Raw genomic sequence first — 23,208 nt, forward strand, 5'->3', positions numbered from 1 at the left:
GGACCGTCAAAAGCCTGGCAACTGCCCGGCGAAATCTAATATACCGCCGAGTTTGTCAGCAACTTACCGGCTAAGTTAAACTGATGCCGTTTACCCATGCGGAGTCGCTGTTCATGTCAGGTTTCTTCAGAAAATTACTCGGATTCGTGTTGCTGCTGACAACAATAGGCTTGGCAACGTGTCAATCGATGCTGAAAGCCGAACCTGTATTCGGCCAACTAATGCTATCGCAGTCCAAACAATGACGCAAAGCCACAACTTTCGAAAGCCCAAGCGCTTTAGCTCGGACTCCTTGCAAAAATACTCACCAAGGGGCTTGCTGCTCTATTTTCTGCCGATCGCACTACTGCCGGCAATCATAATTGCGCTGGCCAAAGGCAATTTGACCACGATCCTCGTCAACGCCACGGCTTATACCTTGTATCTATTCTCGGCCTGGTGCCTGCGTAAAGGGATTCAAGCCGAAACACGCCATCGACAAAGACCGATGGCCTCACCTACGAAATATCCATTAAAATTGCTTGCCGCTATCATTACCGCATTGACGACAGGCATGCTTGCCTGGCTCGGCGCACGACAAACCTTACCGGTCGCCGCAGCCTATGCAGGCGGAGCGTTTTTGGGCATGTTTTTAAGTTACGGTTTCGATCCCAAAGCCAAAAGCACACAAGGCGCTCAGGGCTATTCGGGCGAAGAACTCGGAAAAGCGCTTGCCGAATCTCACGCCATGATTCGGCGTATCGAGCAAGCCGGCAGCAAAATCCGCAATCACGAATTCAATAACCGCATCGAACGAATCTGCGAAATCGCCGACAACATAATCGCCCAAATCGAAGCCGATCCGCGCGATTTTCGAAGAGCCCGAAAATTTCTCAATGTCTATCTCGACGGCGCGATGCAAGTCACCGAAGGTTATGCCAAAACGCATAGTCAACTCCAACTCGGCCAACTAGAACCCGCCCAATTGGAACAAAGCTTTCGCAATGTTCTCGAAACGATCGAAACATCGTTTCTGGAACAACAGCAAAAACTGCTTGAAGACGACATTTTCGATCTCGATGTCAAAATCGAAGTATTGACTGCGCAACTCAAACGGGAAGGCATACTGTAATGCTTTCTGACAACACAGGTACCCCCATGACTGATCAACCCTTATCTACAGCGACCGCAACAGAATCGAACGAGCCGATTCCCGGAATGTCGACAGACATCATTTCCTATCAAGCCGCCCCGCCGGAAAAACGGGAACAAGTCGAACAATTGCTACAAGAAATCGACATAAACGATACTCATTCGATACTGTTCTTCGGCAGCAAGGCCCAAGAACAACTAACATCGATTTCCGACCGCATGCTCGATGGCGTTAAAAACAAAGACATCGGCCCGGCCGGCAACGACCTCAATGAAATGGTCGCGACACTACGCGGCTTCGATGTCGACGACCTCGACCCGAACAAAAAACCGAGCTTTATGGCGAAACTCTTCGGCAAAGCCAAGCCTGTCGTCAAGTTTTTGCAGCAATACGAAGAAGTCCGTAAACAAATCGATACGATCAGCGACAAGCTGGAGCGCCACAAAACCGATCTACTCACCGACATCACATCGCTCGACCGGCTCTATCAAGCCAATTTGGAATACTTTCACACGCTCGAGGATTATATCGCCGCCGGCGAAGAACAATTACGCAGGCTCGATGAAGAAATCATTCCGCAACGGCAACAACAAGCCGAAGCCGGACAAGAAATCATCGCCGCGCAACAACTGCGCGACCTGCGCTCGGCCCGCGACGATCTCGAACGCCGCGTTCACGACCTACGCCTGACCCGCCAGGTTTCGATGCAAAGCCTACCCAGCATCCGCCTGGTACAAGAGAACGATAAAGGTCTAGTCAGCAAAATCAGCTCAACGTTAGTCAACACAGTGCCGTTATGGCGTCAACAATTGGCGACCGCCGTCACCATATTCCGCTCGTCTCAAGCCGCGCAGACCGTTAAAGCGGCGACCGACTTGACCAACGACTTACTGACCGCCAACGCCGAAACGCTCAAGCAAGCCAACGCCGAGACGCGCAAACAAATCGAACGCGGCGTATTCGATATTGAAACGATCAAACAAGCCAATCGCACCCTGATCGAGACGATCGAAGAAAGCCTACAAATTGCCGATCAAGGCAAAAAAATGCGCAGCGAAGCGGTCGTTCAACTGCAGGAATGCGAAGATGAACTACGCAAAACACTCAGTTCTGCTCAGAGTAAGACTGCGAGCTGAGTGTTCCCTGGTTCCCACGGTCCTCCGTGGGAACCCATACCCGCGCCAAACACAGCCATGAGTCACACGCCGCTACCGAAGCGTAAACATACCGCCCCCTTCACAACCCCAGCCCGATGCGCATCGCTTACGCTCAACACAGCCTACTGCGCTGATCGTTTCCCGCCTACTGTCGATCTAATCTCAAGTTCTTCTAAATCTGAATAACGAGACTTTATCCTCAAAAACGCCAGGAATCAGCGGCGCGAATATTCGGGATTTATTCCTAAAGACAAGTGAGATAGCGCTGACATACACTATGCGCCCTTATGGGGGAGGGCCCCACTGTGCGGTTAGTATTTGCCTGGCTGGTCGTTTATGAAAATAACAGAAATAGGCAGCAAGGTTTCTAAAGAGTGTTATTGAACAGATTGAACAAACACATCAAGTTCATCGGCATCATGCTGCTATGCATGCTCTTACCGATGGCCGCTTTCGCAATGCCTTTCGAGATACAGGAACTGGAATTCAAAGGCTCAAAAGTCACCGACATCATCCGGGTGCTGTCCGAGGATGCGCAGGTCAACATCGTCGCGACACCGGAAGCCGGTAACAAAGAAGTGACAGTGTTTTTAAAAAAAGTAACACTCGAAGAAGCGATACGCGCGATCTGCCGTATCAGCGGCTTGTGGTATCGGCGCGACGACGGCGTCAACGGCACCTACCGTTTGATGACCAAGGAACAATACAGCAAAGACCTGATCGTCGGACAAGACGACTCGATCCGCGTATTCCAATTGCGCAATCCGAATGTGATCGCGATCGCGATGGCGATCGAGGATTTGTATGGCAACCGTGTCCAAGTGTCTTACGGCAACAGCATGATGATGGGAGGCGGCTTCGGCGGATCTTCCAGTGGACGGGGAGGCTTCGGTGGAGGCGGTCGTAGCGGCGGTTTCGGCGGCGGCGGCCGATCGTCCAACCGCTTCGGCGGTCGCGTCGGAGGCAGCGGCGGACGCGGTTTTTCGGGCAATTCGCGCTCGGGCGGCGGACGCTTCGGCATGTCGCTGACGCAAAGCGAACAATTGCCCGACGACTTGACGGTCGAACAGATCGAAGCCCTGTCCGCAGACGGCGGCAAACAAGTCGAAGGCGAACGGCTATCGCAAATCTCGGGATTAAACAAGATCATTTTTGTGACCGTCAATACCGAACACAACCTATTGATCGTCAAAACCAGCGACACATCGGTGCTGAAATCGATCGCGAGCCTGGTCGAGCAACTGGACCGCCCGCAAACACAAGTGATGCTGGAAATGAAAATCATCGACATCAAAGTCGGCGAAGACTTCTCGTCGTTATTTAGCCTCGAGTTCAGAGACACCGCGTTCAGCGGCGATAGCCTGAATCCGATCATCATGGGCGGCGCGGCGCCGTTCACCGGCGGAGGCACATTGATTTACGAGTTTCTCAGCGAAAACATCAAGGCAAACATCGAACTGCTGGAACGCAATAACCGCATCAATGTGGTTTCGAAACCGATGCTGGTCGCGTCGAACCACCGTCCGGCGACCTTGTTCGTCGGCGAAGAAAGAATCATGGTCAGGGGCTATTCGATCGACGCGATCGACAATCTGAATACGACGCGCACGGTGACGACGCCGGAAACCGAATTGGAAGAAATCGGCACGACGCTGGAAATTATTCCGCATATCAACAGCGACGGCAGCATACATATCCAATTGAAACAGGAAAACGCGACATTGAACGAAGGCGCGGCGGTGATACCGGTCACCGACAACACCGGCGGCGTCGTCAACCTGCCGGTCGACACGATCACGACTGCGCGGCTGGAAGGCGAAATCTTCGCCAAACACGGCTATACGGTCGCGGTCGGCGGCTTGATCCGCGACAGCTTTTCGAGAAACCGGCGCAAGGTACCGTTTCTGGCCGACATACCGATAATCGGCAACGTGTTCCGGTCGACGGTCGACGAAGACAGCAAGTCCGAAATGGTGCTGCTAATCACGCCGTACATCCTGAACGAAGGCGACGCGCGGGAAACTTACGATCCGACCCGGCAATACCATCAATACGCGCCGGACGCGGCCTACAAACCGGACACGCTGCCGGAACGCAGCAAGCCGGCTTTGCCCGAATGCGGCGAATATTGCGCGCCGGCCAAATTGAGAGAGTCGGACTTATGACGACCGGATTGAAAACGCTTCTTATCGCTTGGCTTTGTTTGATGCTAAACGGCTGCGCGCATTTCGGCCTGGACTCGGAAGCCGACATCGCAGCCGAAAACTGCTATGCGTACCGTTACGGCGACAAATTACGCCGCATCAACTTCGCGAAAGCGTTCGACTGGTGTCACCGCTCGGCGCGCTGGGGCGACGCGAACAGCCAAGCATTGGTCGGCGAACTCCATTATATGGGACTCGGGGGGAAGCGCGATTTGTTTTCAGCCGCGCAATGGTTCGATAAAGCGGCGAGACAAGGCCACGCCCATGCACAATACATGCTGTACCGCATCTATTCGCTCAGCGACGACCCGGACCAGCGCGAACAAGCGATCTACTGGCTTCAACAGGCCAGGCAGAGCGGCTACAAACTGGCGCTGCAAGTGCCGTAGCCCCCCTGGTTCCCACGGTCCTCCGTGGGAACCCATACCGAGACCAAGTACTGGTATGAGGCTAGTAAGGGTATGGAAGCATCGGTCTGCATTCCCACGCGGAGCGTGGGAACGAGGAGCCATAGAAGACAACAATAGAAAACCTGCCCACGCAAGACCGAAACGTGCGGCAGCGAGAACAAGAGGAAGGAAAAATGACAGCACAAAACACCGGTATCTTTGCCGAACCCGTCAAAGCCAAACTGAACGAACTGCTCGACGACGTATTGCTGCATGACGGATTCGGCGACATTCGGGTTGAGGTCAAAATCCTGAAGCGCAAGCAGAAAGAAGTCATCCTGCACTGCGGCAAGCAATACCGCTTTGTCGTGGACAGCCCGGTACAAGGCTGAGCGGAGCACCGGATGCGCCTGGTTACTCTGGTTCCCACGGTCCTCCGTGGGAACCCATACCCAGGCCGAGTACAGGCACGAAACTCATGCCGGTACGGAAGCACCGGTATGCATTTACCCTGCCTCCGGCGGGCACAGGCCCACGCAGGAGCGTGGGAACGAAATAACAAACGAGTGCGAGCGAGTCGCATCGAATTTTTGCAAACCCGCGATGCGCGGGACCAAACACAAGACGCCAACAGACCGCGCGCGGCGGTTGCGGTATGACGACACAACTGAAAGAGAGGCTTAATTAATGAAAACACAAACCTTAACCCACCGAGCCGCCGGTCAAAGCGGTTTTACCTTGTTGGAATTGCTGGTGGTCGTCACCTTGCTGGCGATTCTGGCCACCGGCGCGCTGGTCGCCTACGACGGCGCCGACGAAAAAGCACAATCCTCGCGCGCGGCCAACACCATCGGCGCGCTCGATCAAGGCGTGCGTGCTTACCGGGCCGTCACCGGCGCTTATCCGAACCAATGGGATAACTTGGCGGATCCGGTAACTGCGAATCGACCGGCAGGTGTGGACTTTAATGGTGATGAGGATTTTATTCCTTCAAACCTTCAGAATATTTTAGGCAGTCTTGATCTGCGGACGGCATTGGAAGGCGTTTATGGCACCGGCACAGTCACAGATGATTTCATGGAAGATTTTTTCGTGGAACGCTTCGGCTTTGATGAAATTCAGCATGTTTTAGGTAACGGTATTGGCGGAAATGGTAAGGTCGAACCGAACCGTGCGCATAATGAAGGTACCAACCCGCCTGAAAATGGTAACGGCGCGCTCGAAACTGAATTCGATGACTTTGGTGGCAATGTTACATATATTTCTGTGTTAGCTTCGGATGCATTCAATGACGACAACAGTAGCACTTTAGGTTGTACAGTAGGTGGGGAGGCGTTAGCAAACGTATGGGGCGATGTAAATGGTAATGGCACAGCCGACGACACTGCTGATCCGCTCGTCATCAACTCCATCAACGACGCCTTGAGCACCGAGCGTTGTAACCTGGTCTTGGCGGTCGGTTTCGGCGGCGACGCGGCGCAAAGCACCGTCGATTCCTCGGCCGGCGTGGTTCAAGCCCCAACCTACACCAGTAAAAACGTCAATCCGGCTAATCAATATGCGCGTTACATCGGCCTGTTCTTGTTGGCGAAAGGCCCAAAAGATGATGGTACCAATACCGCACGGGCAACTGATTTACAAGCTGAAGATTTCCTGGCGCGTCCACGTCTGTTGGGCTTCATCGACACAGAAGGCAACACGATCGACATGAACATCGCCGACGCGACTCGCGACTAAGGCGTAGCTCTCTTCGGGTTCCCACGGCCCTCCGTGGGAACCCATACCGAGGCTGAGTAGCGGTAAGAGGCTTATGTTGCCATGGAAGCCCCGGTATGCATTCCCACGCGGGAGCGTGGGAACGAGTAACCCAAGATCATCGAATAACCATGCCCGACCACTGTAACCGATACCCGCTATTGACCGCTCTCGCCCTGCTGCTGGCGACGGCATGGCTGTATCTGCCCGGTTTGTCGGGGCCGCTGCTGTTCGACGATCAACCGAATATTTTTAACAACCCCGCGTTTTCCGACCTGCACGGCTTCGATAGCCAAGCCATTATCGCCGCGACCTGGTCGGGCGACGCGGGGCCCTTGAAGCGTCCGGTCAGCATGTTGAGCTTCGCGCTGAATTATGCCGCCACCGGCGCCGACCCGTATTATTTCAAACTCACCAATCTCATTTTGCATTTGTTGACCGGCCTCAGCCTGGGCTATTTAACCTGGCGGCTATTGGCTGTTTATCAACAACGTCAGGCCGCCGAGCTGTCACCGACGCGCCGGGAGTGGCTGAGCGTGTTGGTCATGGCGCTCTGGCTATGGCATCCGCTGAATCTGAGCCCGGTGCTGCATGTCGTGCAGCGCATGACGCAGTTGGCAGCGTTGTTTACCATCGGCGGCTTGTTGGCCTATTTGACCGGCCGCACGCGCTTATTGGCCGATAGCCGCTCGCCGAGCGGCTGGCTCTGGTTGGCCGTGGGGCTGATCGGCGGCACCGCGCTGGCGGCGTTGAGCAAGGAAAACGGCGCTTTGTTGCCGTTGCTGGCGCTGTTGCTGGAAGCGCTGTTGTTTGATTTTGCCTGCCGCACGCCACGCGCCCGGCGCGGGTTGATCGGCGTGTGCGCGGCGCTGCTGTTGTTGTCCGTCGTGGCGGCATTGGCGTACCTAGGCACGTTCAAGCCCGGCGGTTTGGGCGCGGCATTCGCCAATCGCCCGTTCAGCTTCGAAGAGCGCGTGCTGACGCAAGGCCGGGCATTGTGGTTTTATGTCCGACTGTTGCTGTGGCCGGATATTCGCCAAATGGGCTTGTTTCACGACGATTTTCTGCTGTCCACCGGTTTGACCGCGCCGATGACTACCTTGTTGGCTTGGCTGGGCTGGTGGCTGATGCTGTTGTTAGCCGTCATCGCCCGGCGAAAGGCGCCGCTGTTCAGCTTAGGGATCGTTTTTTTTCTGATCGGTCACGCCATGGAATCGAGCATCGTGGCGCTGGACATGATTTACGAACACCGCAATTATTTACCCGCTTACGGCCTGCTGTTGACGCTGGCTTATTACCTAACGCATCCGCGTTTATGGCGCTGGTCGCGCTCGCCGCTATCATCGCGTATCGGCGCCTCGGCGCTGGCGGCGGTGTTGCTGAGCGTCTGCGGTTACGCTACCGCCGCGCGCGCCGCCGTATGGTCAAGCAGTTTGAGTTTGCTGCAAACCAGTTGGGAGAACCATCCGCGCTGCGAACGCACCGCCGGGATGTTCGGCGAGGCGTTGTTGGCGGCGCTGGAGCAGCGCCGAGCGAAAGGCGAGGACACGCCGGACATGCGCGAGTTACAAAGCTTTTTACGCGGCTTGTTCGCCGGCTTGCAAGCCGTCGATGATTATTATTTGGCCGGGCCTATTTTGTCCTTGCGACTAGATGAGCTGGAAGGCAAAGCGGCGAATCCGGCGTTATTGAGCGCCTTGACCGAACGTTTGCGGCAGCCGCCCTTGTCGATCAACGCGGTCGGCTTGTTGTACGGCCAAACCGCCAAACGCTTGCGGGAACAACAAGGCTTGTCGATTGAAACGCTGTTGCCGCTGTATGCCGCGATGCTGGAAAATCCGAGATTACGCGGCGGCCGCAAGGCGCGGGTGTTGGGCGAATACGCCCGGCTGCTGGCGTATCGCGGCGAGCCGGGCCAGGCGTTGGCGTATGCCGCGCAAGCGGTGAAACTCAATCCCGACGAGCCGAGCTTGCGTAAATTGTGGGCCGAGCTGCTGCTGAAAGCCGGTCGCACGCAAGCCGTGCGCTTGTACGGAGAACGCTGATGCGGCGATTGACTTATAACACAGGTTTCACCTTACTCGAACTGCTGGCCGTCATCACATTGCTGGGGGTATTGGCCGGTGGCGCGTTATTGGCCTATGAAGGCGTGCAAGAGGACGGCGAAGACAGTCTCGCCCGCTTTGAACTGGCCGAAATCAGAAAGGCCTTATTGCAGTTTCGGCGCGACACGCGCGAACTGCCGTGCTGGGTGTATCGTGCGGGGGATTATCAGACGAATAAAGATAACATGACTGAACTGAACTTTGCCGGTCTGCCCGCTACACCGAATGCGATCGATTATCATGTCTGGTGCCGAAACGCCTTATCCGAACAACAAGACAGCGGTTTGAGCATGCTGCACCGGTTTCCATACGACGAAACCGATAGCGCGCACACCGGCAAACTGTGGAACCCGGATACCCGGCGCGGTTGGCACGGGCCTTATATTAACGAGCAAGGTTTAACCGATCCTTGGGGGCGGCGTTATAGTTTGCTCGATCCCGAATTGGCTTATCCGGCTTATTATCGTTGCCGGAAGAGCGGCGCGAATTATGCCTTCGTCGATGGCGAATATGATTGCCTAAGCACCGATGACGACGCTTTCGATAGCGATATTTATACCCTGCCCGCGAATGTGGCGCGGCTGGTGAGTTTGGGGGCGAATGGCCGGCTGGATTCCGAAGTGAATTATGCCGATGTCGATAAGGCCGATTGGTGTAAACCTCGCGAAGATGATTTGGTATTGTGTTTGTTTCGATGAGAGTATTCGTGCCGCCACGCGATAATGAGTCCGGCTTCACGCTGCTGGAAATGGTGTTGGTATTGTTCCTGATGGCGCTGGTGGCTTCGGCTGGTTTGATGTTGACCGAAGGCGTGGAAGATCAGGCTAAGTACGACGAAACCAAGCGCCGCATGGAAATCATTCGCAAGGCCATCGTCGGCGACCCGACCCGTACCGTCAACGGCAGCCCGGAAATCAGCGGCTTTGTCGCGGACATGGAGCGGTTGCCGGGGTGTTTACGTGAACTACTAGAAGCATTCGATTGCGACGACCCTGCCAATCCGTTAACGCAATGGTCTATGGACCCCACAACGGGGTTGGCCTTCGGATGGCGAGGACCCTATATTCAAGTGCTACCGGACCGCGACGGGGAGCGACGTTTTCGCGATGGTTACGGCAATGATGGAGACGATAAAAACTTTGGTTGGAATTGGGAGATTTACGATGATGAGGGACGTGATACAGATGATGCCGCATACGAACCGCCCGCCCTTAGCGTCCGATTACAAAGTAATGGTCCGGATGGAACTCAAAAATATCCGGCAGGCGATATAGACGCCGAAAATGATGAGGATAAACCAAAGGAATTGATTACTGAATACGACTGGCGAGTTAATTTGCCATTTAAGGTAAATGTGGTTTTTAAAAACCAGAGCGGTGTCGATGTTCCAGAAGTTGGTGTTACCAAGGATGTGGTTTTGCTGGTTTACGGTAACGATTTCAGTTCGCCGCTTGCGGAAAGCGATTCTGTAGAACTTTCACCGAGTGAAATTCCTGTGAACAGTATTGTCATTAAAGATTTTAATTTCACAACTTCTTCCGGTCCCATTGCGATTGGAAGCCGGCCTTATGTAGTCGCATGTGACAAGTGGGATCATGATAGTGATTCTGGGACTGATGATGAATATACGGCTTTTTTGGGGAACGGAGGGAGTGAAGGTTGCAGCACCGAGTCTATTAGTAAAGATGATGCCAGGATTTTTTCTGTTGTTCCCCGGCAGGCTTTGCATTTGAACTTGGATTGGGTCATTGAGTAAGTTTCGGCCAACCGATGAGGACATGTATACTCATCGTAGATGAAAATTCGGCCTCGGGGTGCCCGTTAAAGGACGCCGTAAATACGTCCATGTAGGCTCTATGCCAGCTCCATGCTGGCAAAGCCTTTATCGAGCACGCCGAAGCCTCCTCCCGCACTGCCGAAATTTGAAGTACGAAAGGTATATATTGATGTCCTTCAGGGTGTCCTGGAGGTTGGAATTTCTTGTGGGAGCGGTCCCTTGATCGCGATTTCGAAGTCGGAGTAGATGAGGCAACAATCGCTGGTATCGAGGTCACATGCCCTGGTTCCAGGAACCACTGCACCCTAAAGCGCATAAATGGAAATCCATAAGAGTTTAGCTAATGAAGTTCAGTAAATTATTGCCTTTTGGCAAGCCTTCCCAACTGCTGGTCTGCGAAACCGACGGTTTTTCTCTACGCGGCGCAGTATTGGTCCGCTCCGGTACGCAGGTCGTGGTGTTGCATCAGGCTAAAATCGAGCAGGTGGATATGGCCGATGCGGTCGCCGACTTAATTGCCGCGTTGAAAAACGACGGCTGGCATGGAGGCGGTTCGGCGGTTTTGCTGTCTCCTGCGGTGTTGTCGACACTGGTCGAGTTGCCGGTCAATCCGAAAAAACCCAGGCCGATTCAGCAGATGATGGAATTGGTGCGCTGGGAGGTCGAGCCGTTGCTGGTGCAGCACATGACGCGTTGGTCGGTCGGGCATTTGCTGGTCGGACAGGGCTACATGACCGAAGAACAAGCGCAAGCGGTGATGGATTTACAGCAAGGCAAACCGAATAAAGCCGGAGGTTTGGCGTTGTCCGACAAGTTTTCGTTGCGCCGTTTCGGCGATTTGGCCGAGGAATTGGGCTATATCAAGCGCAGTCAACTCAATGCTTGTCTTACCGGTCAGGAATGGCTTAAATCGGACGACGAGACGATCGAATGCGGTTGGGCGGTTCAAGGACCGGTGGAGGACATACCGGGCACATTCAGTTGGTTGGTTAGTTGTGTCAACAAGTCTTTGTTGCAGCGCTGGATCGACGTGTTTGCCCGTCAAGGCGTGAAACTGAAGGCGCTGTATCCACTGACCGGTTGCAGCACGACGCTGCTGCCGAAAAACCCGTCTTCGGAGTTGATTCTGGAGTCGCATCGCGGCATGACTTACGGTATGCGGCTGCATGCCGGGCGCATCGCCGAGCAACGTCAGTATTTAAACGTTACGAAGACGCCCCTTGAAATTTGTCTGGAAAATTATCATGCCTTGCATGGCGCGCCAAACGAACCGGTATGGTTGGCGTGCTGGCACGACGACGCGCATGCTTTGGCGCAGGAGATGCGGCAGATGCTCGAAATCGAGGTTGAGATCATCACCGATCCGGCCATCGGTACGGCTTGTTCTCCTGGCATGGTCGGTGCGGCGAGGCACGCGTTCGGCTTTGCCGGCGACGAACGCTGCATCGGCGTGCGGAATGACGGGCCGCTGCCGCCGCTGACGCAGCGAATCGAGGTCCGCGGCGCTGCGTTGGCAGTGGTGTTGCTGCTGTCGATCGGGACATCCGAAGTCTCGCTGATGATTCGCAAGAGTTCGGTGGAAACGCGCAAGCAAGATGTCGATGCGCGCTGGAAAGTCGTCGATGAGGCGACAAAGCGCATTAATGCCCAAATCCAGGAGATCGGCAAACGGAAACAAGCATTGGCTCAGAAAAAAGCCGATTTGGCGCATCTCGAAGCGATGTTGGATTTTTACAGCAATGCTGCCCCTCAACGGACCTCGCTTGTTCAAGGCGTTTTGGGCGTGTTACAGACTGCGGTGACCGACGAGGTGATCGTTGTCGCCATTGACGAAACGTCGAAAAGAGGCAATACGGTTCCCGCGCCAATCTCGCCTTCCGAAGCGCAAGACAAGCGTGTCGAAGTGGAAAGCTTTCATCTCGATGCATGGGCGATTTCCGAAGCGGCGGCGCAAACATTCATTCAAAAAATGAAGGAAGCGATCGCGCCCTGGCAATTGGAGGTCCGGGACGCGCATGTGACGAGCCGGGCCGGTCCGCTCAATCTCGACGGTTTCACCGTTTCGATGCGGTTGGTCAAATTGGTACAGGCAGATCGCATCTCGCAGCTTCAACAGAAGGCGGGCCAGTCGTGAAAATACCCCGTTTGAACAATCGCGAACAACTGTTGATAGCGTTGTCGATCGTCGTCATCGTCGGCGGCGGATATGGCGTATTCCGTTTTTGGCCAACCAACCAAGCCATCGCCGCGATGCAAAAAAGCGCAGAAGCGACCGAAAACCGCTTGCTGAAGGCTAGAATTCCCGATGAGCCGATCGAAGACGCCGATAAGCTAATCGAACAACTCGAAGACCGGGAGCGGGCGATCGTACTTGTGCGCGCTCAGTTCGAGGCATTGGAAACTCGGTTGGCTCCGTTCGACTCGCAGGAAATGATCGTCAGCATCTCTCAGCTTGCCCGGGATTCGCAGGTTCGGATTCGCGTCAATGAAGCGTTAAAAGTGGCAGCGAAACGAGCCGGCGTCGTGAGTAAAAAGAACAATAAGAAAAATAGAAAACGCCGGGGCGTCGAATCGAAACAAACAACCCCGCTCATTTTGCCCGAGACTAGCAGCTGGATCGATAGAATGTCACCCGGAACGATGTTTCATCGGCCACTACAACGCATCGAGTTGGAAGGCTCGTTCGTGTCGATCAGAAAATTCATACATGGGCTCGACAAACTGCCTTATCAAGTCACGGTTTTGCGTTTGAAGATCGAAAAACTGCCGACTCTCGCGCCTACCGGTTATCCGCAAACGCTGGTGTGCGAATTGGTGTTGGCTTTATAGGAAGGACATTTTGTGGCATTGACAGATGAACAGTTAATCGATGCGGGCATGCGTAGCGGTTTAATAGATCCGGCGGTACTCGAACGCCTGCGTCTTGATGCCCGCCGGCAGCGTGTTCCGGTACTCGGTGCCGTGCAGGCTTACTACCGTTTTCCGCTGTCGGCGCTATACCGTGCGGTGGCCGAACAACGCGGCGTGCCTTACATCGATTTGAATGCGTTGCCCATTGACGGACAACTGTTGAAGAAAATTCCACCAAGTTTGGTGCGACGCAAACTGATACTCCCGGTTGTCGATAACGACCGAACGATGCTTGCCGTCGCCGATCCGGGCGATCGAGGCATGCTCGATTCGATTCAGCGTTTGCTCGGTCTCGCGCTGCCGGTTGTCATGGCCGATTTGTCGTTGTTGCAACTCAAAATTACACAGGCTTTGGCCGGCAAAGGCGTCGAAACGGCCTCGGGAGCGACTGCGGATGACGCCGATTTAGTCGCCTTGCTCGATACGATAGTGCGCGAGGCTTATTACAACCGCGCTTCGGATATTCATTTGCTGACCGAGACAGCGGGGCTACGCGTTCGTCTTCGGGTCGACGGCAAGCTGCGGGATTATCCTGTCGATGCAAACGGTGCGGTTGCCCCCGCATTGGTATCGCGCGTGAAAGTTTTATCCGGGCTCGACATCGCCGAACAGCGTATGCCGCAGGACGGCGGATTTTCGTATCATCTGGCGCCGCCGATCGACAAGGCGTTCAATGTCCGAGTCGCGACGGCACCCACCCGCTTGGGCGAACGTGTCACGATGCGTCTGCTCGGTCAGGAGTCGGGCGGATTGTCGTTAACCGAGTTGGGTATGTTGGACGACGATTTACACCAATTTCGAACGGCGATTCATAAACCCTACGGCATGATCTTGCTGACCGGCCCGACCGGAAGCGGTAAGTCGACGACCTTGTGTGCCGCGTTGCAAGAGATCAATAGCCCGGATATTAATATCATGACGGTCGAGAATCCGATCGAATACGTGATCGACGGCATCTCGCAAATTCAAACGGGACCGAAGATCGGCTTCGCCGATGCCTTGCGCTCGTTTTTACGACACGATCCCGACGTGCTGATGGTCGGCGAGATTCGCGATCATGAAACGGCCGATGTCGCGGTCAAGGCGGCGATGACCGGGCACATGGTGTTTTCGACACTGCACACGAACAATGCGATCAGTGCCGTGACGCGGCTGATCGATATCGGCTGCGAACCGTTTTTGATCGGCTCTACGATGACGGCGGTGATCGCACAGCGCCTGGTTCGGCGTCTATGCATGCATTGCCGCAAGCCCCGTATCGCGAGTCGTGACGAATTACTTGAACTGAGTGCCGAAGACGAAAGTCTCGAGCTATTCGAGCCGGTCGGCTGCGCGGTTTGTCAGGGTACCGGTTTTCGCGGTCGTTTAGGTTTATTCGAAACGTTGTGGTTCGATGAACAACTGGCGCGCATGGTCGCGCGCGGCGCCGATGAAGAGGCTTTGGAAACCGGCGCCGGCAAACGCTTGAAGCTCATGTGGGAGGACGGCTGCCGCAAGGTGCGACTGGGCTTGACAACGCTGGATGAGCTGCGCAACGTCGCGGTGCATAAATCTCGCGACATGCAGGAGCCAAACTGAGATGCCGCTGTTTTCATATACAGCACTCGATGCACGAGGCGCCGAGATCGTTGGACAAGTACAGGCCGACGATAGCCAGTCGGCGGCTTTGCTATTGCGTCAACGCGGCTTGCGCCCGATGGAATTGAAGCCGGCTCGCAATCGGTCCGGTTTTTTGGGTCAGGAAAACTTTTCCGATTGGTTGGCTTCGCAGCGTTCGGTGAGCAATGCATCGTTGATTTTTTTCTTCCGGCAGATGTCGTTCATGCTACGCGCGGGCCTACCGGTTGCTCAAGCGCTCGAGCTCGCAAAGGCACAATTGACGAATCCCCGGCTCAATCTGACCATTCGTTTGATGTTAAAGGATATCGAAGCCGGACAGTCGTTGTCTGCGGCGATGGAAAAGCATCCGGCGGTTTTTCCGGACATGGCGGTGAATTTGGTCGTCGCCGGCGAGAGCACCGGCGATCTCGATGTGATCATGGACAGACTTGCGATCCATTTGGATAAAAAAGCGGCGCTACGCGCGCAAATGATCAATGCGATGATTTATCCGGTTGTCGTGATCCTGGCGGCGATCGGCGTCGGCACTTTCATGGTCGTCAAGATCATTCCGAAATTCGCCAAGTTTTTGTTAGGAAAGGGAAAAGTATTACCGCCATCGACGCAGTTGTTGATCGATATTTCGGATAGCGTTCGGGCCAACGGATTGTTTATCGTCAGCACTCTGATCGTTTCGATTGCCGTCCTATTGCTGCTGTACCAGACCCGGTTTGGCCGGTTATGGGTCGACCAAGTTCTGTTACGGTTGCCGGTGGTGGGAAGTCTGTTAATAAACGGTTCGATGGCGCAGATGTCTTGGGCGCTGTCAATCTTGCTACGTAGCGGCGTGACGGTGTTCGATGCGACAAAAATCACGGCCAATTTAATCGGCAACCGGGTCTATTCGGATAAATTGCGGGAAACGTCCACGAAGATACTCGAAGGGCGCGATGTTTCCAGCAGCCTCGATCATCCGAAAATACCGCCGCTAGTGGTGCAGATGATCGCCGTCGGCGAGAGAAGCGGAAGCCTCGATCACGTATTGCATGAGCTGGCCGTTTATTACGAAAAGTTGATGGAGATCGCGATCAAGCGGCTTTCGGCAATGATCGAACCGGCGATGATACTGGTAATCGGCAGCATGGTCGGATTCGTTTATTATGCTTTTTTTCAGGCGTTGTTTTCGCTCGTTTCGGGCGGGCGCTGACGGTACTAATACATGGCACGCGTCACAGCTATAAAGTCAAACCGACAGGGATTGCCAGGATCAAGACCACAAGGACGAGAAAGCCCCTCACCATCCATGACATCTGTGCTCCGGGAGTCCATCCCGGAGCACAGATGTCAACTATTCACGCAAACATAGCCTAACTGACTAGCAGTGAGGTTCTGCGTATTTAAACACTCTTGTGGGAACACAAGATTTTTTAAGAAGATGATTATGTACAGAATATATCGTATTTGCAGTTTGTCGTTGGGCATCGGGTTGATATACTCCGCAAGCAGTTTTGCTGACAATCGCCAACTCTCTTATCATTCAAACCCACCCGCCTACGCATCTCAACAATGGGTTCGGGATCCATTTACACCCAGCGCGTTGATGTATGAAACCGTCGGAGCAAAGACAGGACACACGAATGGCACGTTCGGGTTCGTCCCTTCCGGCGAATCGATGCGTATCCCCAATATGAAATTGCGAGGCTTGCTGAATCAGGATGACGAGTTTATCGCCTTGCTCGAAGTCGTCGGCGTCGGAACTTTCATGGTACGCGAGGGAGACGAGTTCAATATCGATCCGTCGCAGCCCAACAATGCGATTCGTATCGATAAAATCACGCGACTCAGCGTGACGGTCGAGACGGGCATGCTCGGTTCGATACGAGTTTTAAGATAATTGTTGAACATATTTCCACGGTACCCGTTGGGATCGATACTTTGACTGCCTATGCAAGATCAGTATGCATTCCCACGGAGGGCTGCTCGCCGTTATACACAAGTATCGGTAAACTTGCTAAACAGAGGTCATCGTAGACCTGGAAACGGTGCTGTTTGATAAATCTGCGGATATTGAACATCAGTGGCTTCGAAATCGCGACGAAGGCGTCGCTCCCACAAGGGGGCGGATGCTCTGTGGGAGCGATCCCCAGATCGCGATCTCGAGGTCGAAAGTGTTAAGTAACAATAAATGGTATCGAAGACTCATTAGCTAAGATTGCAAAACGGTAATTTTTGACTTATGTATAACGATGAGCGGAGGGCTGTGGGAAAAAGGATGCGTTCTACACCGCCAACAACGACAGCGCCCGGGAATTGATGCAGAAAGACAAGCAGCGCAAATTGGCTATCATGTTATACCTTTCGTACTTCAAATTTCGGCATGGCCGACTCCCTTGTGATCGAAAAACCGTCTAAGAATAAAAGGTATGGGATGTGTCTATCATTCGCAATAGATCCACTAGAACAGGGTTTCATTTTTGAACATTTCCAACAAGCGCTCAATCTCGCCGGATGCTCCTGCCAAGAAATTAGGCGCTGATTGTTCCCAAAAGTCGAAACAGCCGTCAAGGCTCTCTAACTCTTCATCGCTAACTTTATTAAAGCCCATCGTCCAATCTGAAAAAGCACGCTCTTTAATTTGCTTCTTGTAAATAACCGAGACCTTATGGTGCCTTGAATCTTCTTTAATGCGGTTAAACGAGTCCAGCACTACTTTTTCCTCGCCTTCCAATATTTGAATAAAGAAAGGATCGAGATGAAGCAGCATGCCGGTAATATTTAATTTTTTATTTTTTTCTCTTGATTTTTTTAGCAAGGCTTTCAAGTCGTCATCGGACATTTCCTGACTTGAAACGCTGGTATAAACCAAACAATAAAGCGGCATTAACAATTCTCGCTACAACTTAACGCATCAAACAAGTGGCGAGTTTACCCCAGGACTCTTCTCATTGCCAGGAATTCCCTTATTTAAAGTATGGATTGGTGTCTCAAAATCATTGACATATATCTTTCGCACTTCAAATTTCGGCAGTGCCTAAGGAGGCGCCGGGGTGCTCGGCCCCTCACCTAACGCTAGGTGAGGGGCCAGCATGGATGCTGGCATAGAGCCTACATGGATGTATTCACGGCGTCCTTTGACGGGCCCCCGGTGCCGAATTTTGATCTACGATGAGTATATACCGCTACCGCCCACGTTTATCTATGGGTTTCGTCAGCAATTCCCAATTTGGGTATCAAAAAGAGTGTGGGGGAGCAGGCTTGGCGAGGATGTCGGCAGCAGGGCAGATATTTTGCTCCTCGGCAACTGCTGAGTTACATGGATGTAATGAATGCAGAAAATGCAGGAGCATTTTTCTGCCCTGCGTCGCCTAAAGCGCCTACTGTTGGCGCCCTACCTCCTGCATCCTTGCAGTCGTCGGCAGTTGCTGAGTTACATGGTTGTAATGAACGCAGAAAATGCAGGAGCATTTTTCTGCCCTGCATCGCCTAAAGCGCCTACTGTTGGTGCCCTAATACACGCCATCCTTTGCGTTCGAGCTGCCGTCAAGCCTCCATGGATAGGACTTCATACCTTTGTTACCGAGAAAAGCTCGGTATGTGCATTGCCACGCTGGAGCGCTCATCGTTATACATAAGTCAAAAATTACTGTTTTGCAATCTTAGCTAATGAGGCTTCGATACCATTTTTTGTCGCCCAACGTTCCCGACTTCGAAATCGCGATCTGGGGATCGCTCCCACAGAGCATCCGCCCCCTTGTGGGAGCGACGCCTTCGTCGCGATTTCGAAGCCACTGATGTTCAATATCCGCAGATTTATCAAACAGCACCGCTTCCAAGTATACGATAACCTCTGCTTAGCAAGTTTACCGATTTGTGTATAACGGCGAGCGCGGGAACGAGGAAACTTATACCGGGCGCCATCCTTGGCATTTTTATGTGTTTTCGACGCTTAAACTTCGTGATAGATGGCCGCGCCTTCTTCAAGAAATTCCTTGGATTTTTCTTCCATTCCCATCAATAGGGCTTCTTCTTCTTTCACCCCTTTTTGAGCCGCGTAGTCGCGCACATCCTGGCTGATTTTCATCGAACAAAAATGCGGTCCGCACATCGAACAGAAATGGGCAATCTTAGCCGACTGTTTCGGCAGCGTTTCGTCATGAAACTCCCGTGCGCGCTCGGGATCGAGGCCGATGTTGAATTGGTCTTCCCAGCGGAATTCGAAGCGGGCTTTCGACATTGCATTGTCGCGTGCTTGAGCGCCCGGATGACCTTTAGCTAAATCGGCGGCGTGCGCGGCAATCTTGTAAGTCACGATACCTTCGCGGACATCCTGTTTGTTAGGCAAACCCAAATGTTCTTTTTGCGTAACGTAACATAGCATCGCGCAACCGTACCAACCAATGTTCGCGGCACCAATCGCCGAGGTTATATGGTCGTAGCCAGGAGCGATATCAGTCGTTAGCGGACCTAAGGTATAGAATGGCGCTTCATGACAGTCTTCAAGCTGCTTTTCCATGTTGATCTTGACCATGTGCAACGGCACATGACCCGGCCCTTCGATCATCGTCTGCACGTCATGCTTCCATGCGATCTTGGTTAATTCGCCCAAAGTTTCCAATTCGGCGAACTGCGCTTCGTCGTTAGCGTCGTATATTGACCCGGGGCGTAAACCGTCACCTAACGAAAAGGAAACATCGTAGGCTTTCATGATTTCGCAGATTTCCTCGAAGTTGGTATAGAGGAAGCTTTCGGTATGATGCGCCAAGCACCATTTAGCCATGATCGAGCCGCCGCGCGACACAATTCCGGTCATACGTTTGGCGGTCAACGGGACATGCTGCAAACGCACGCCAGCATGTATCGTGAAATAATCGACGCCCTGCTCGGCTTGCTCGATCAACGTGTCGCGGTAAATTTCCCAAGTCAGCTCTTCTGCCTTGCCGTCGACTTTTTCCAGCGCCTGGTAAATCGGCACGGTTCCGATCGGCACCGGCGAGTTACGCAATATCCATTCGCGGGTTTCATGGATGTTTTTACCGGTCGATAAATCCATGATCGTGTCGCCGCCCCAGCGAATGCCCCAAAGCATTTTTTCGACCTCTTCTTCTATCGAGGAAGTTACCGCCGAATTACCGAGGTTGCCATTGATTTTGACCAGGAAATTGCGTCCGATAATCATCGGCTCCAATTCGGGGTGGTTGATATTGGCAGGAATGATCGCCCGGCCGCGCGCCACTTCGTCGCGTACAAATTCCGGCGTAATCACATCGGGAATCGATGCGCCGAAAGATTGCCCGGGATGCTGATCTTTCCATAGATCGCGCATTTCTTCCATTTTTTGGTTTTCGCGGATCGCGATGTACTCCATCTCCGGCGTTATGATGCCTTTTCTCGCATAATGCATTTGCGAAACATTCACACCGGCCTTGGCACGTCTTGGCTGGCGAATTAGCTCGAAACGCAAATGCGCGGTTTCGGGATCATGCAATCTTTCATGTCCGAATTTTGATGTCGGGCCGGACAATAACTCGGTATCGCCACGCTCTTCAATCCAAGCGGAACGCACCACCGGCAGGCCTTTTCTTAAATCGACCGCGACGTCAGGGTCAGTATAAACACCCGAGGTATCGTAAACGTAAAGGGGGGTATTTTTTTCAGCACCGAAATGCGCGGGAGTATCGGATAACGTAATCTTGCGCATCGGCACTTTGATATCAGGCCGACTGCCTTGTACATAGACTTTTTCCGATGCGGGATAAGGATCGATTTTGACACTACTGACAGTAGTTGAAGGAATTTCTTGGCGGACTGCGCTCACGCTTTTCTCCTGGAATATTATCAACGAGGCGCAGGGAAGTTGGCTTCCCTACGCCGGTATTAGCCGGAGTCAGGTTCAAAGGGTTTTTCTCAGCCCCGATTCGCATCGGAGCACCCCTAGCCTTACGGTATGGTGTCTAAACTAAAGGATAATTATCAAGATTGCAAGTCTGAAAACACCCACGCTAGAAAAGAAATACCCTGTATTTTATAGGGTCCGAATGACATCTTTCCTGACTACGGCGATTAAATCCACCTGGAAAAGCAGCAATGACTCAATCAATAGGATAAAATGCGCGCTTTCTTTAGTTACAAAAATATTACATGGATCTTAACGACCTCAATCAGATCAACAAAGCCAGTTCGTCGGCTCGTAAAGACTTGATTCGCCTTAGCCTAGGTCTCGCTTTTATACTTTTGGTGGTTCTCTATTTAATCAATAAGGAACACGTCGAAGGACACTTAATGCTGGTTATCGCCGCTGTTTTCGGTAGTTACATGGCATTGAACATCGGCGCAAACGATGTGGCCAATAATGTCGGCCCCGCGGTCGGATCGAAAGCGCTGACGATGACCGGCGCCATTGCCATTGCTGCAATTTTCGAGGCTTCCGGCACGCTAATAGCCGGCGGAGACGTGGTTACGACCATCAAGGACGGCATCATTAATCCTCAACTAATTCGCGACTCCGATACTTTTATCTGGCTGATGATGGCGGCACTATTGGCTGCGGCAATTTGGTTGAATGTGGCGACCTCGCTCAATGCGCCGGTTTCGACAACTCATTCTATCGTCGGGGGCGTCTTAGGCGCCGGAATCGCCGCGGGCGGAATAGAAATCGCCAATTGGCCGGTCATGGGAAAAATCGCAGCCAGCTGGGTTATTTCGCCGGTTTTGGGCGGCTTGTTTTCGGCCGCTTTTTTATATGTGGTCAAGCGAAAAATCACTTATCAACCAAATATGCTAATAGCGGCGCAAAAGGTCGTCCCGGTATTGATCGCATTGATGACCTGGGCTTTTTCGACCTATTTGATTATGAAAGGCCTGAAACAAATCATTAAAATCAATTTCCCGATCGCCGTCTCCATAAGCTTCGCTTTCGCCATTATCATTTTTCTTATCGTCAAACCGCGCATTGTTAAGGCCTCCGCAAATCTGGAGCCTAGCAAGGCCAGCGTGAATAATTTATTCACTTATCCCTTGATATTTTCAGCCGCACTATTGAGTTTCGCGCATGGCGCCAATGATGTCGCCAACGCAGTCGGCCCTCTCGCGGCCATCAACGATGCGATTTTTCAGCAAGGTGTCAGCGATAAAGCCTCTATTCCGCTTTGGATTATGATACTTGGCGCCGCCGGCTTATCGATAGGGCTTGCCCTATACGGCCCCAAATTGATTCGAACCGTAGGCAGCGAAATTACCGAACTCGATAAAATGCGCGCATTTTGCATAGCGATGTCGGCCGCCATTACCGTGATATTCGCCAGCCAGATGGGTCTTCCCATTAGTTCCACTCATACTGCAGTCGGCGCTGTATTCGGCGTCGGTTTTTTACGGGAATATTTAAAACACAGCAATGCAAAAAGAATGGAAGAAATCCGTGCTCACCACGAGCATAACGACCCTGAAAAAATCGCCGAATTTTTGAATGCCTTTAAAAAAGCATCCATCGCCAAAAAAGGGAAAATGCTCAAGGAGCTTAAACGACAAGCCAAACTACACACCGACACCAGCTTACTCACTAAAAAAGAACGCAAATCGCTGAAAAAAGTCTATCGTCAAGAGCTTGTCAAACGCTCCCATCTCTATAAAATCGCCGCCGCATGGTTGGTTACTGTTCCTCTATCGGGAATACTTGGTGGTTTATTGTTTTTTACGATCAGAGGAATCATGCTTCCTTAGGATTCGGTCATAAATAACTTCCTTATTTTTAATGAAAGGCAAGCAGGTTCGGTTGCTCGATTGACAGGTGTCGGCGGCAGGGCAGATTTTTGCTCCTGCAAAATCTGCATTCATGCCATCCATGGCAATCGGTCGCCGCCGCCAAGCCTACACGGACGTATTCACCCAGCACCTAAATTCCATAGCCCATTGGCTATGGTTAACTATCTTGGATAATTTAGGTGCTGGGTTCACGGCGTCCTGTCAAGCGAGTTACCGAACCCGCTACAAAACTTATAGCACAAGGAAGTTATTTTTCACGAAATCCTTAACTACACTGACAGGCAAAATCTTCCCGCTAGACTGAAAGGCATGCCGGTGCTAGGGCAGAATTTCCCGTCACATAACCTTTTTTTATACTCCAAATTCCGGCTGCGCTTGAGGAGGCGCCGAATTTTGATCTTTAACGCGTATATACTGTGCAC

Annotated in this window: 18 protein-coding genes and 1 riboswitch; of the genes, 16 read left to right on the forward strand and 2 right to left on the reverse strand. The window is 52.8% G+C overall.

Annotated elements, in window-relative coordinates:
• The first annotated feature begins 113 nt into the window (after positions 1–113).
• The 15 genes from ACINK7_RS19100 to ACINK7_RS19170 all read left to right on the forward strand — a co-directional run bounded on the left by ACINK7_RS19100 (position 114) and on the right by ACINK7_RS19170 (position 16,922).
• Complete coding sequence (locus ACINK7_RS19100; RefSeq protein ID WP_404357758.1) at positions 114–245, forward strand: hypothetical protein; 132 nt, start codon at positions 114–116, stop codon at positions 243–245.
• Positions 242–1,111: a 5-bromo-4-chloroindolyl phosphate hydrolysis family protein gene (locus ACINK7_RS19105; protein ID WP_404357760.1), complete on the forward strand. Its 870-nt coding sequence runs from the start codon at positions 242–244 to the stop codon at positions 1,109–1,111. Before ACINK7_RS19100 ends, ACINK7_RS19105 begins: the two co-directional genes overlap by 4 nt.
• Positions 1,112–1,137: 26 nt before the next feature.
• Positions 1,138–2,268: a toxic anion resistance protein gene (locus ACINK7_RS19110; protein ID WP_404357761.1), complete on the forward strand. Its 1,131-nt coding sequence runs from the start codon at positions 1,138–1,140 to the stop codon at positions 2,266–2,268.
• 401 nt (positions 2,269–2,669) lie between these two features.
• Complete coding sequence (locus ACINK7_RS19115) at positions 2,670–4,454, forward strand: hypothetical protein (RefSeq protein ID WP_404357763.1); 1,785 nt, start codon at positions 2,670–2,672, stop codon at positions 4,452–4,454.
• A complete protein-coding gene (locus ACINK7_RS19120) occupies positions 4,451–4,882 on the forward strand; it encodes a tetratricopeptide repeat protein (protein ID WP_404357765.1) in 432 nt (143 codons plus the stop codon). The genes ACINK7_RS19115 and ACINK7_RS19120 overlap by 4 nt, the downstream gene beginning before the upstream one ends.
• 194 nt (positions 4,883–5,076) lie before the next feature.
• Positions 5,077–5,274, forward strand: a complete 198-nt coding sequence (locus ACINK7_RS19125) for a hypothetical protein (RefSeq protein WP_404357766.1) — start codon at positions 5,077–5,079, stop codon at positions 5,272–5,274.
• Between the two features lie 295 nt (positions 5,275–5,569).
• Positions 5,570–6,619: a prepilin-type N-terminal cleavage/methylation domain-containing protein gene (locus tag ACINK7_RS19130; protein ID WP_404357768.1), complete on the forward strand. Its 1,050-nt coding sequence runs from the start codon at positions 5,570–5,572 to the stop codon at positions 6,617–6,619.
• A gap of 149 nt (positions 6,620–6,768) precedes the next feature.
• Positions 6,769–8,682: a hypothetical protein gene (locus ACINK7_RS19135; RefSeq protein WP_404357770.1), complete on the forward strand. Its 1,914-nt coding sequence runs from the start codon at positions 6,769–6,771 to the stop codon at positions 8,680–8,682.
• Positions 8,682–9,440: a type II secretion system protein GspG gene (locus ACINK7_RS19140; RefSeq protein ID WP_404357772.1), complete on the forward strand. Its 759-nt coding sequence runs from the start codon at positions 8,682–8,684 to the stop codon at positions 9,438–9,440. Before ACINK7_RS19135 ends, ACINK7_RS19140 begins: the two co-directional genes overlap by 1 nt.
• 8 nt (positions 9,441–9,448) lie before the next feature.
• Positions 9,449–10,498 (forward strand): type II secretion system protein, encoded by a 1,050-nt coding sequence (locus tag ACINK7_RS19145; protein WP_404357774.1) that lies wholly within the window; start codon positions 9,449–9,451, stop codon positions 10,496–10,498.
• A 364-nt stretch (positions 10,499–10,862) separates the two neighbouring features.
• Positions 10,863–12,653: a hypothetical protein gene (locus tag ACINK7_RS19150; RefSeq protein ID WP_404357775.1), complete on the forward strand. Its 1,791-nt coding sequence runs from the start codon at positions 10,863–10,865 to the stop codon at positions 12,651–12,653.
• Positions 12,650–13,348, forward strand: coding sequence for a hypothetical protein (locus ACINK7_RS19155; protein ID WP_404357777.1), 699 nt, complete (start codon positions 12,650–12,652; stop codon positions 13,346–13,348). Before ACINK7_RS19150 ends, ACINK7_RS19155 begins: the two co-directional genes overlap by 4 nt.
• A gap of 12 nt (positions 13,349–13,360) precedes the next feature.
• Positions 13,361–15,007: a GspE/PulE family protein gene (locus ACINK7_RS19160; protein ID WP_404357779.1), complete on the forward strand. Its 1,647-nt coding sequence runs from the start codon at positions 13,361–13,363 to the stop codon at positions 15,005–15,007.
• Between the two features lies 1 nt (position 15,008).
• Entirely contained in the window at positions 15,009–16,235 is a 1,227-nt protein-coding gene (locus ACINK7_RS19165) for a type II secretion system F family protein (RefSeq protein ID WP_404357781.1), read from the forward strand.
• 234 nt (positions 16,236–16,469) lie between these two features.
• Positions 16,470–16,922, forward strand: a complete 453-nt coding sequence (locus tag ACINK7_RS19170) for a hypothetical protein (protein WP_404357783.1) — start codon at positions 16,470–16,472, stop codon at positions 16,920–16,922.
• A gap of 561 nt (positions 16,923–17,483) precedes the next feature.
• Here the strand turns inward: ACINK7_RS19170 and ACINK7_RS19175 are convergent.
• On the reverse strand, positions 17,484–17,909 hold the full coding sequence (locus ACINK7_RS19175; protein ID WP_404357784.1) for a BLUF domain-containing protein: 426 nt from the start codon (positions 17,907–17,909) through the stop codon (positions 17,484–17,486).
• Positions 17,910–18,974: 1,065 nt separating this feature from the next.
• Entirely contained in the window at positions 18,975–20,843 is a 1,869-nt protein-coding gene (gene thiC / locus ACINK7_RS19180) for a phosphomethylpyrimidine synthase ThiC (protein WP_404357786.1), read from the reverse strand.
• A 28-nt stretch (positions 20,844–20,871) separates the two neighbouring features.
• A riboswitch (TPP riboswitch) is annotated at positions 20,872–20,971 on the reverse strand.
• 195 nt (positions 20,972–21,166) lie between these two features.
• Here thiC and ACINK7_RS19185 point away from each other — a divergent pair.
• On the forward strand, positions 21,167–22,744 hold the full coding sequence (locus ACINK7_RS19185) for an inorganic phosphate transporter (protein ID WP_404357788.1): 1,578 nt from the start codon (positions 21,167–21,169) through the stop codon (positions 22,742–22,744).
• Positions 22,745–23,208: the final 464 nt, after the last annotated feature.

Origin of the sequence: Methylotuvimicrobium sp. KM1, assembly GCF_044788715.1 — a bacterium.
Lineage (GTDB): Bacteria > Pseudomonadota > Gammaproteobacteria > Methylococcales > Methylomonadaceae > Methylotuvimicrobium.

What these genes read in the sequence shown, in the direction of transcription:
- ACINK7_RS19170 (WP_404357783.1), top strand. Translation starts at nt 16,470, where the DNA reads ATGTACAGAATATATCGTATTTGCAGTTTGTCGTTGGGCATCGGGTTG.
- ACINK7_RS19110 (WP_404357761.1), top strand. Translation starts at nt 1,138, where the DNA reads ATGACTGATCAACCCTTATCTACAGCGACCGCAACAGAATCGAACGAG.
- ACINK7_RS19125 (WP_404357766.1), top strand. Translation starts at nt 5,077, where the DNA reads ATGACAGCACAAAACACCGGTATCTTTGCCGAACCCGTCAAAGCCAAA.
- ACINK7_RS19105 (WP_404357760.1), top strand. Translation starts at nt 242, where the DNA reads ATGACGCAAAGCCACAACTTTCGAAAGCCCAAGCGCTTTAGCTCGGAC.
- ACINK7_RS19120 (WP_404357765.1), top strand. Translation starts at nt 4,451, where the DNA reads ATGACGACCGGATTGAAAACGCTTCTTATCGCTTGGCTTTGTTTGATG.
- ACINK7_RS19135 (WP_404357770.1), top strand. Translation starts at nt 6,769, where the DNA reads ATGCCCGACCACTGTAACCGATACCCGCTATTGACCGCTCTCGCCCTG.
- ACINK7_RS19100 (WP_404357758.1), top strand. Translation starts at nt 114, where the DNA reads ATGTCAGGTTTCTTCAGAAAATTACTCGGATTCGTGTTGCTGCTGACA.
- ACINK7_RS19185 (WP_404357788.1), top strand. Translation starts at nt 21,167, where the DNA reads ATGGATCTTAACGACCTCAATCAGATCAACAAAGCCAGTTCGTCGGCT.
- ACINK7_RS19140 (WP_404357772.1), top strand. Translation starts at nt 8,682, where the DNA reads ATGCGGCGATTGACTTATAACACAGGTTTCACCTTACTCGAACTGCTG.
- ACINK7_RS19130 (WP_404357768.1), top strand. Translation starts at nt 5,570, where the DNA reads ATGAAAACACAAACCTTAACCCACCGAGCCGCCGGTCAAAGCGGTTTT.
- ACINK7_RS19150 (WP_404357775.1), top strand. Translation starts at nt 10,863, where the DNA reads ATGAAGTTCAGTAAATTATTGCCTTTTGGCAAGCCTTCCCAACTGCTG.
- ACINK7_RS19175 (WP_404357784.1), bottom strand. Translation starts at nt 17,909, where the DNA reads ATGCCGCTTTATTGTTTGGTTTATACCAGCGTTTCAAGTCAGGAAATG.
- ACINK7_RS19165 (WP_404357781.1), top strand. Translation starts at nt 15,009, where the DNA reads ATGCCGCTGTTTTCATATACAGCACTCGATGCACGAGGCGCCGAGATC.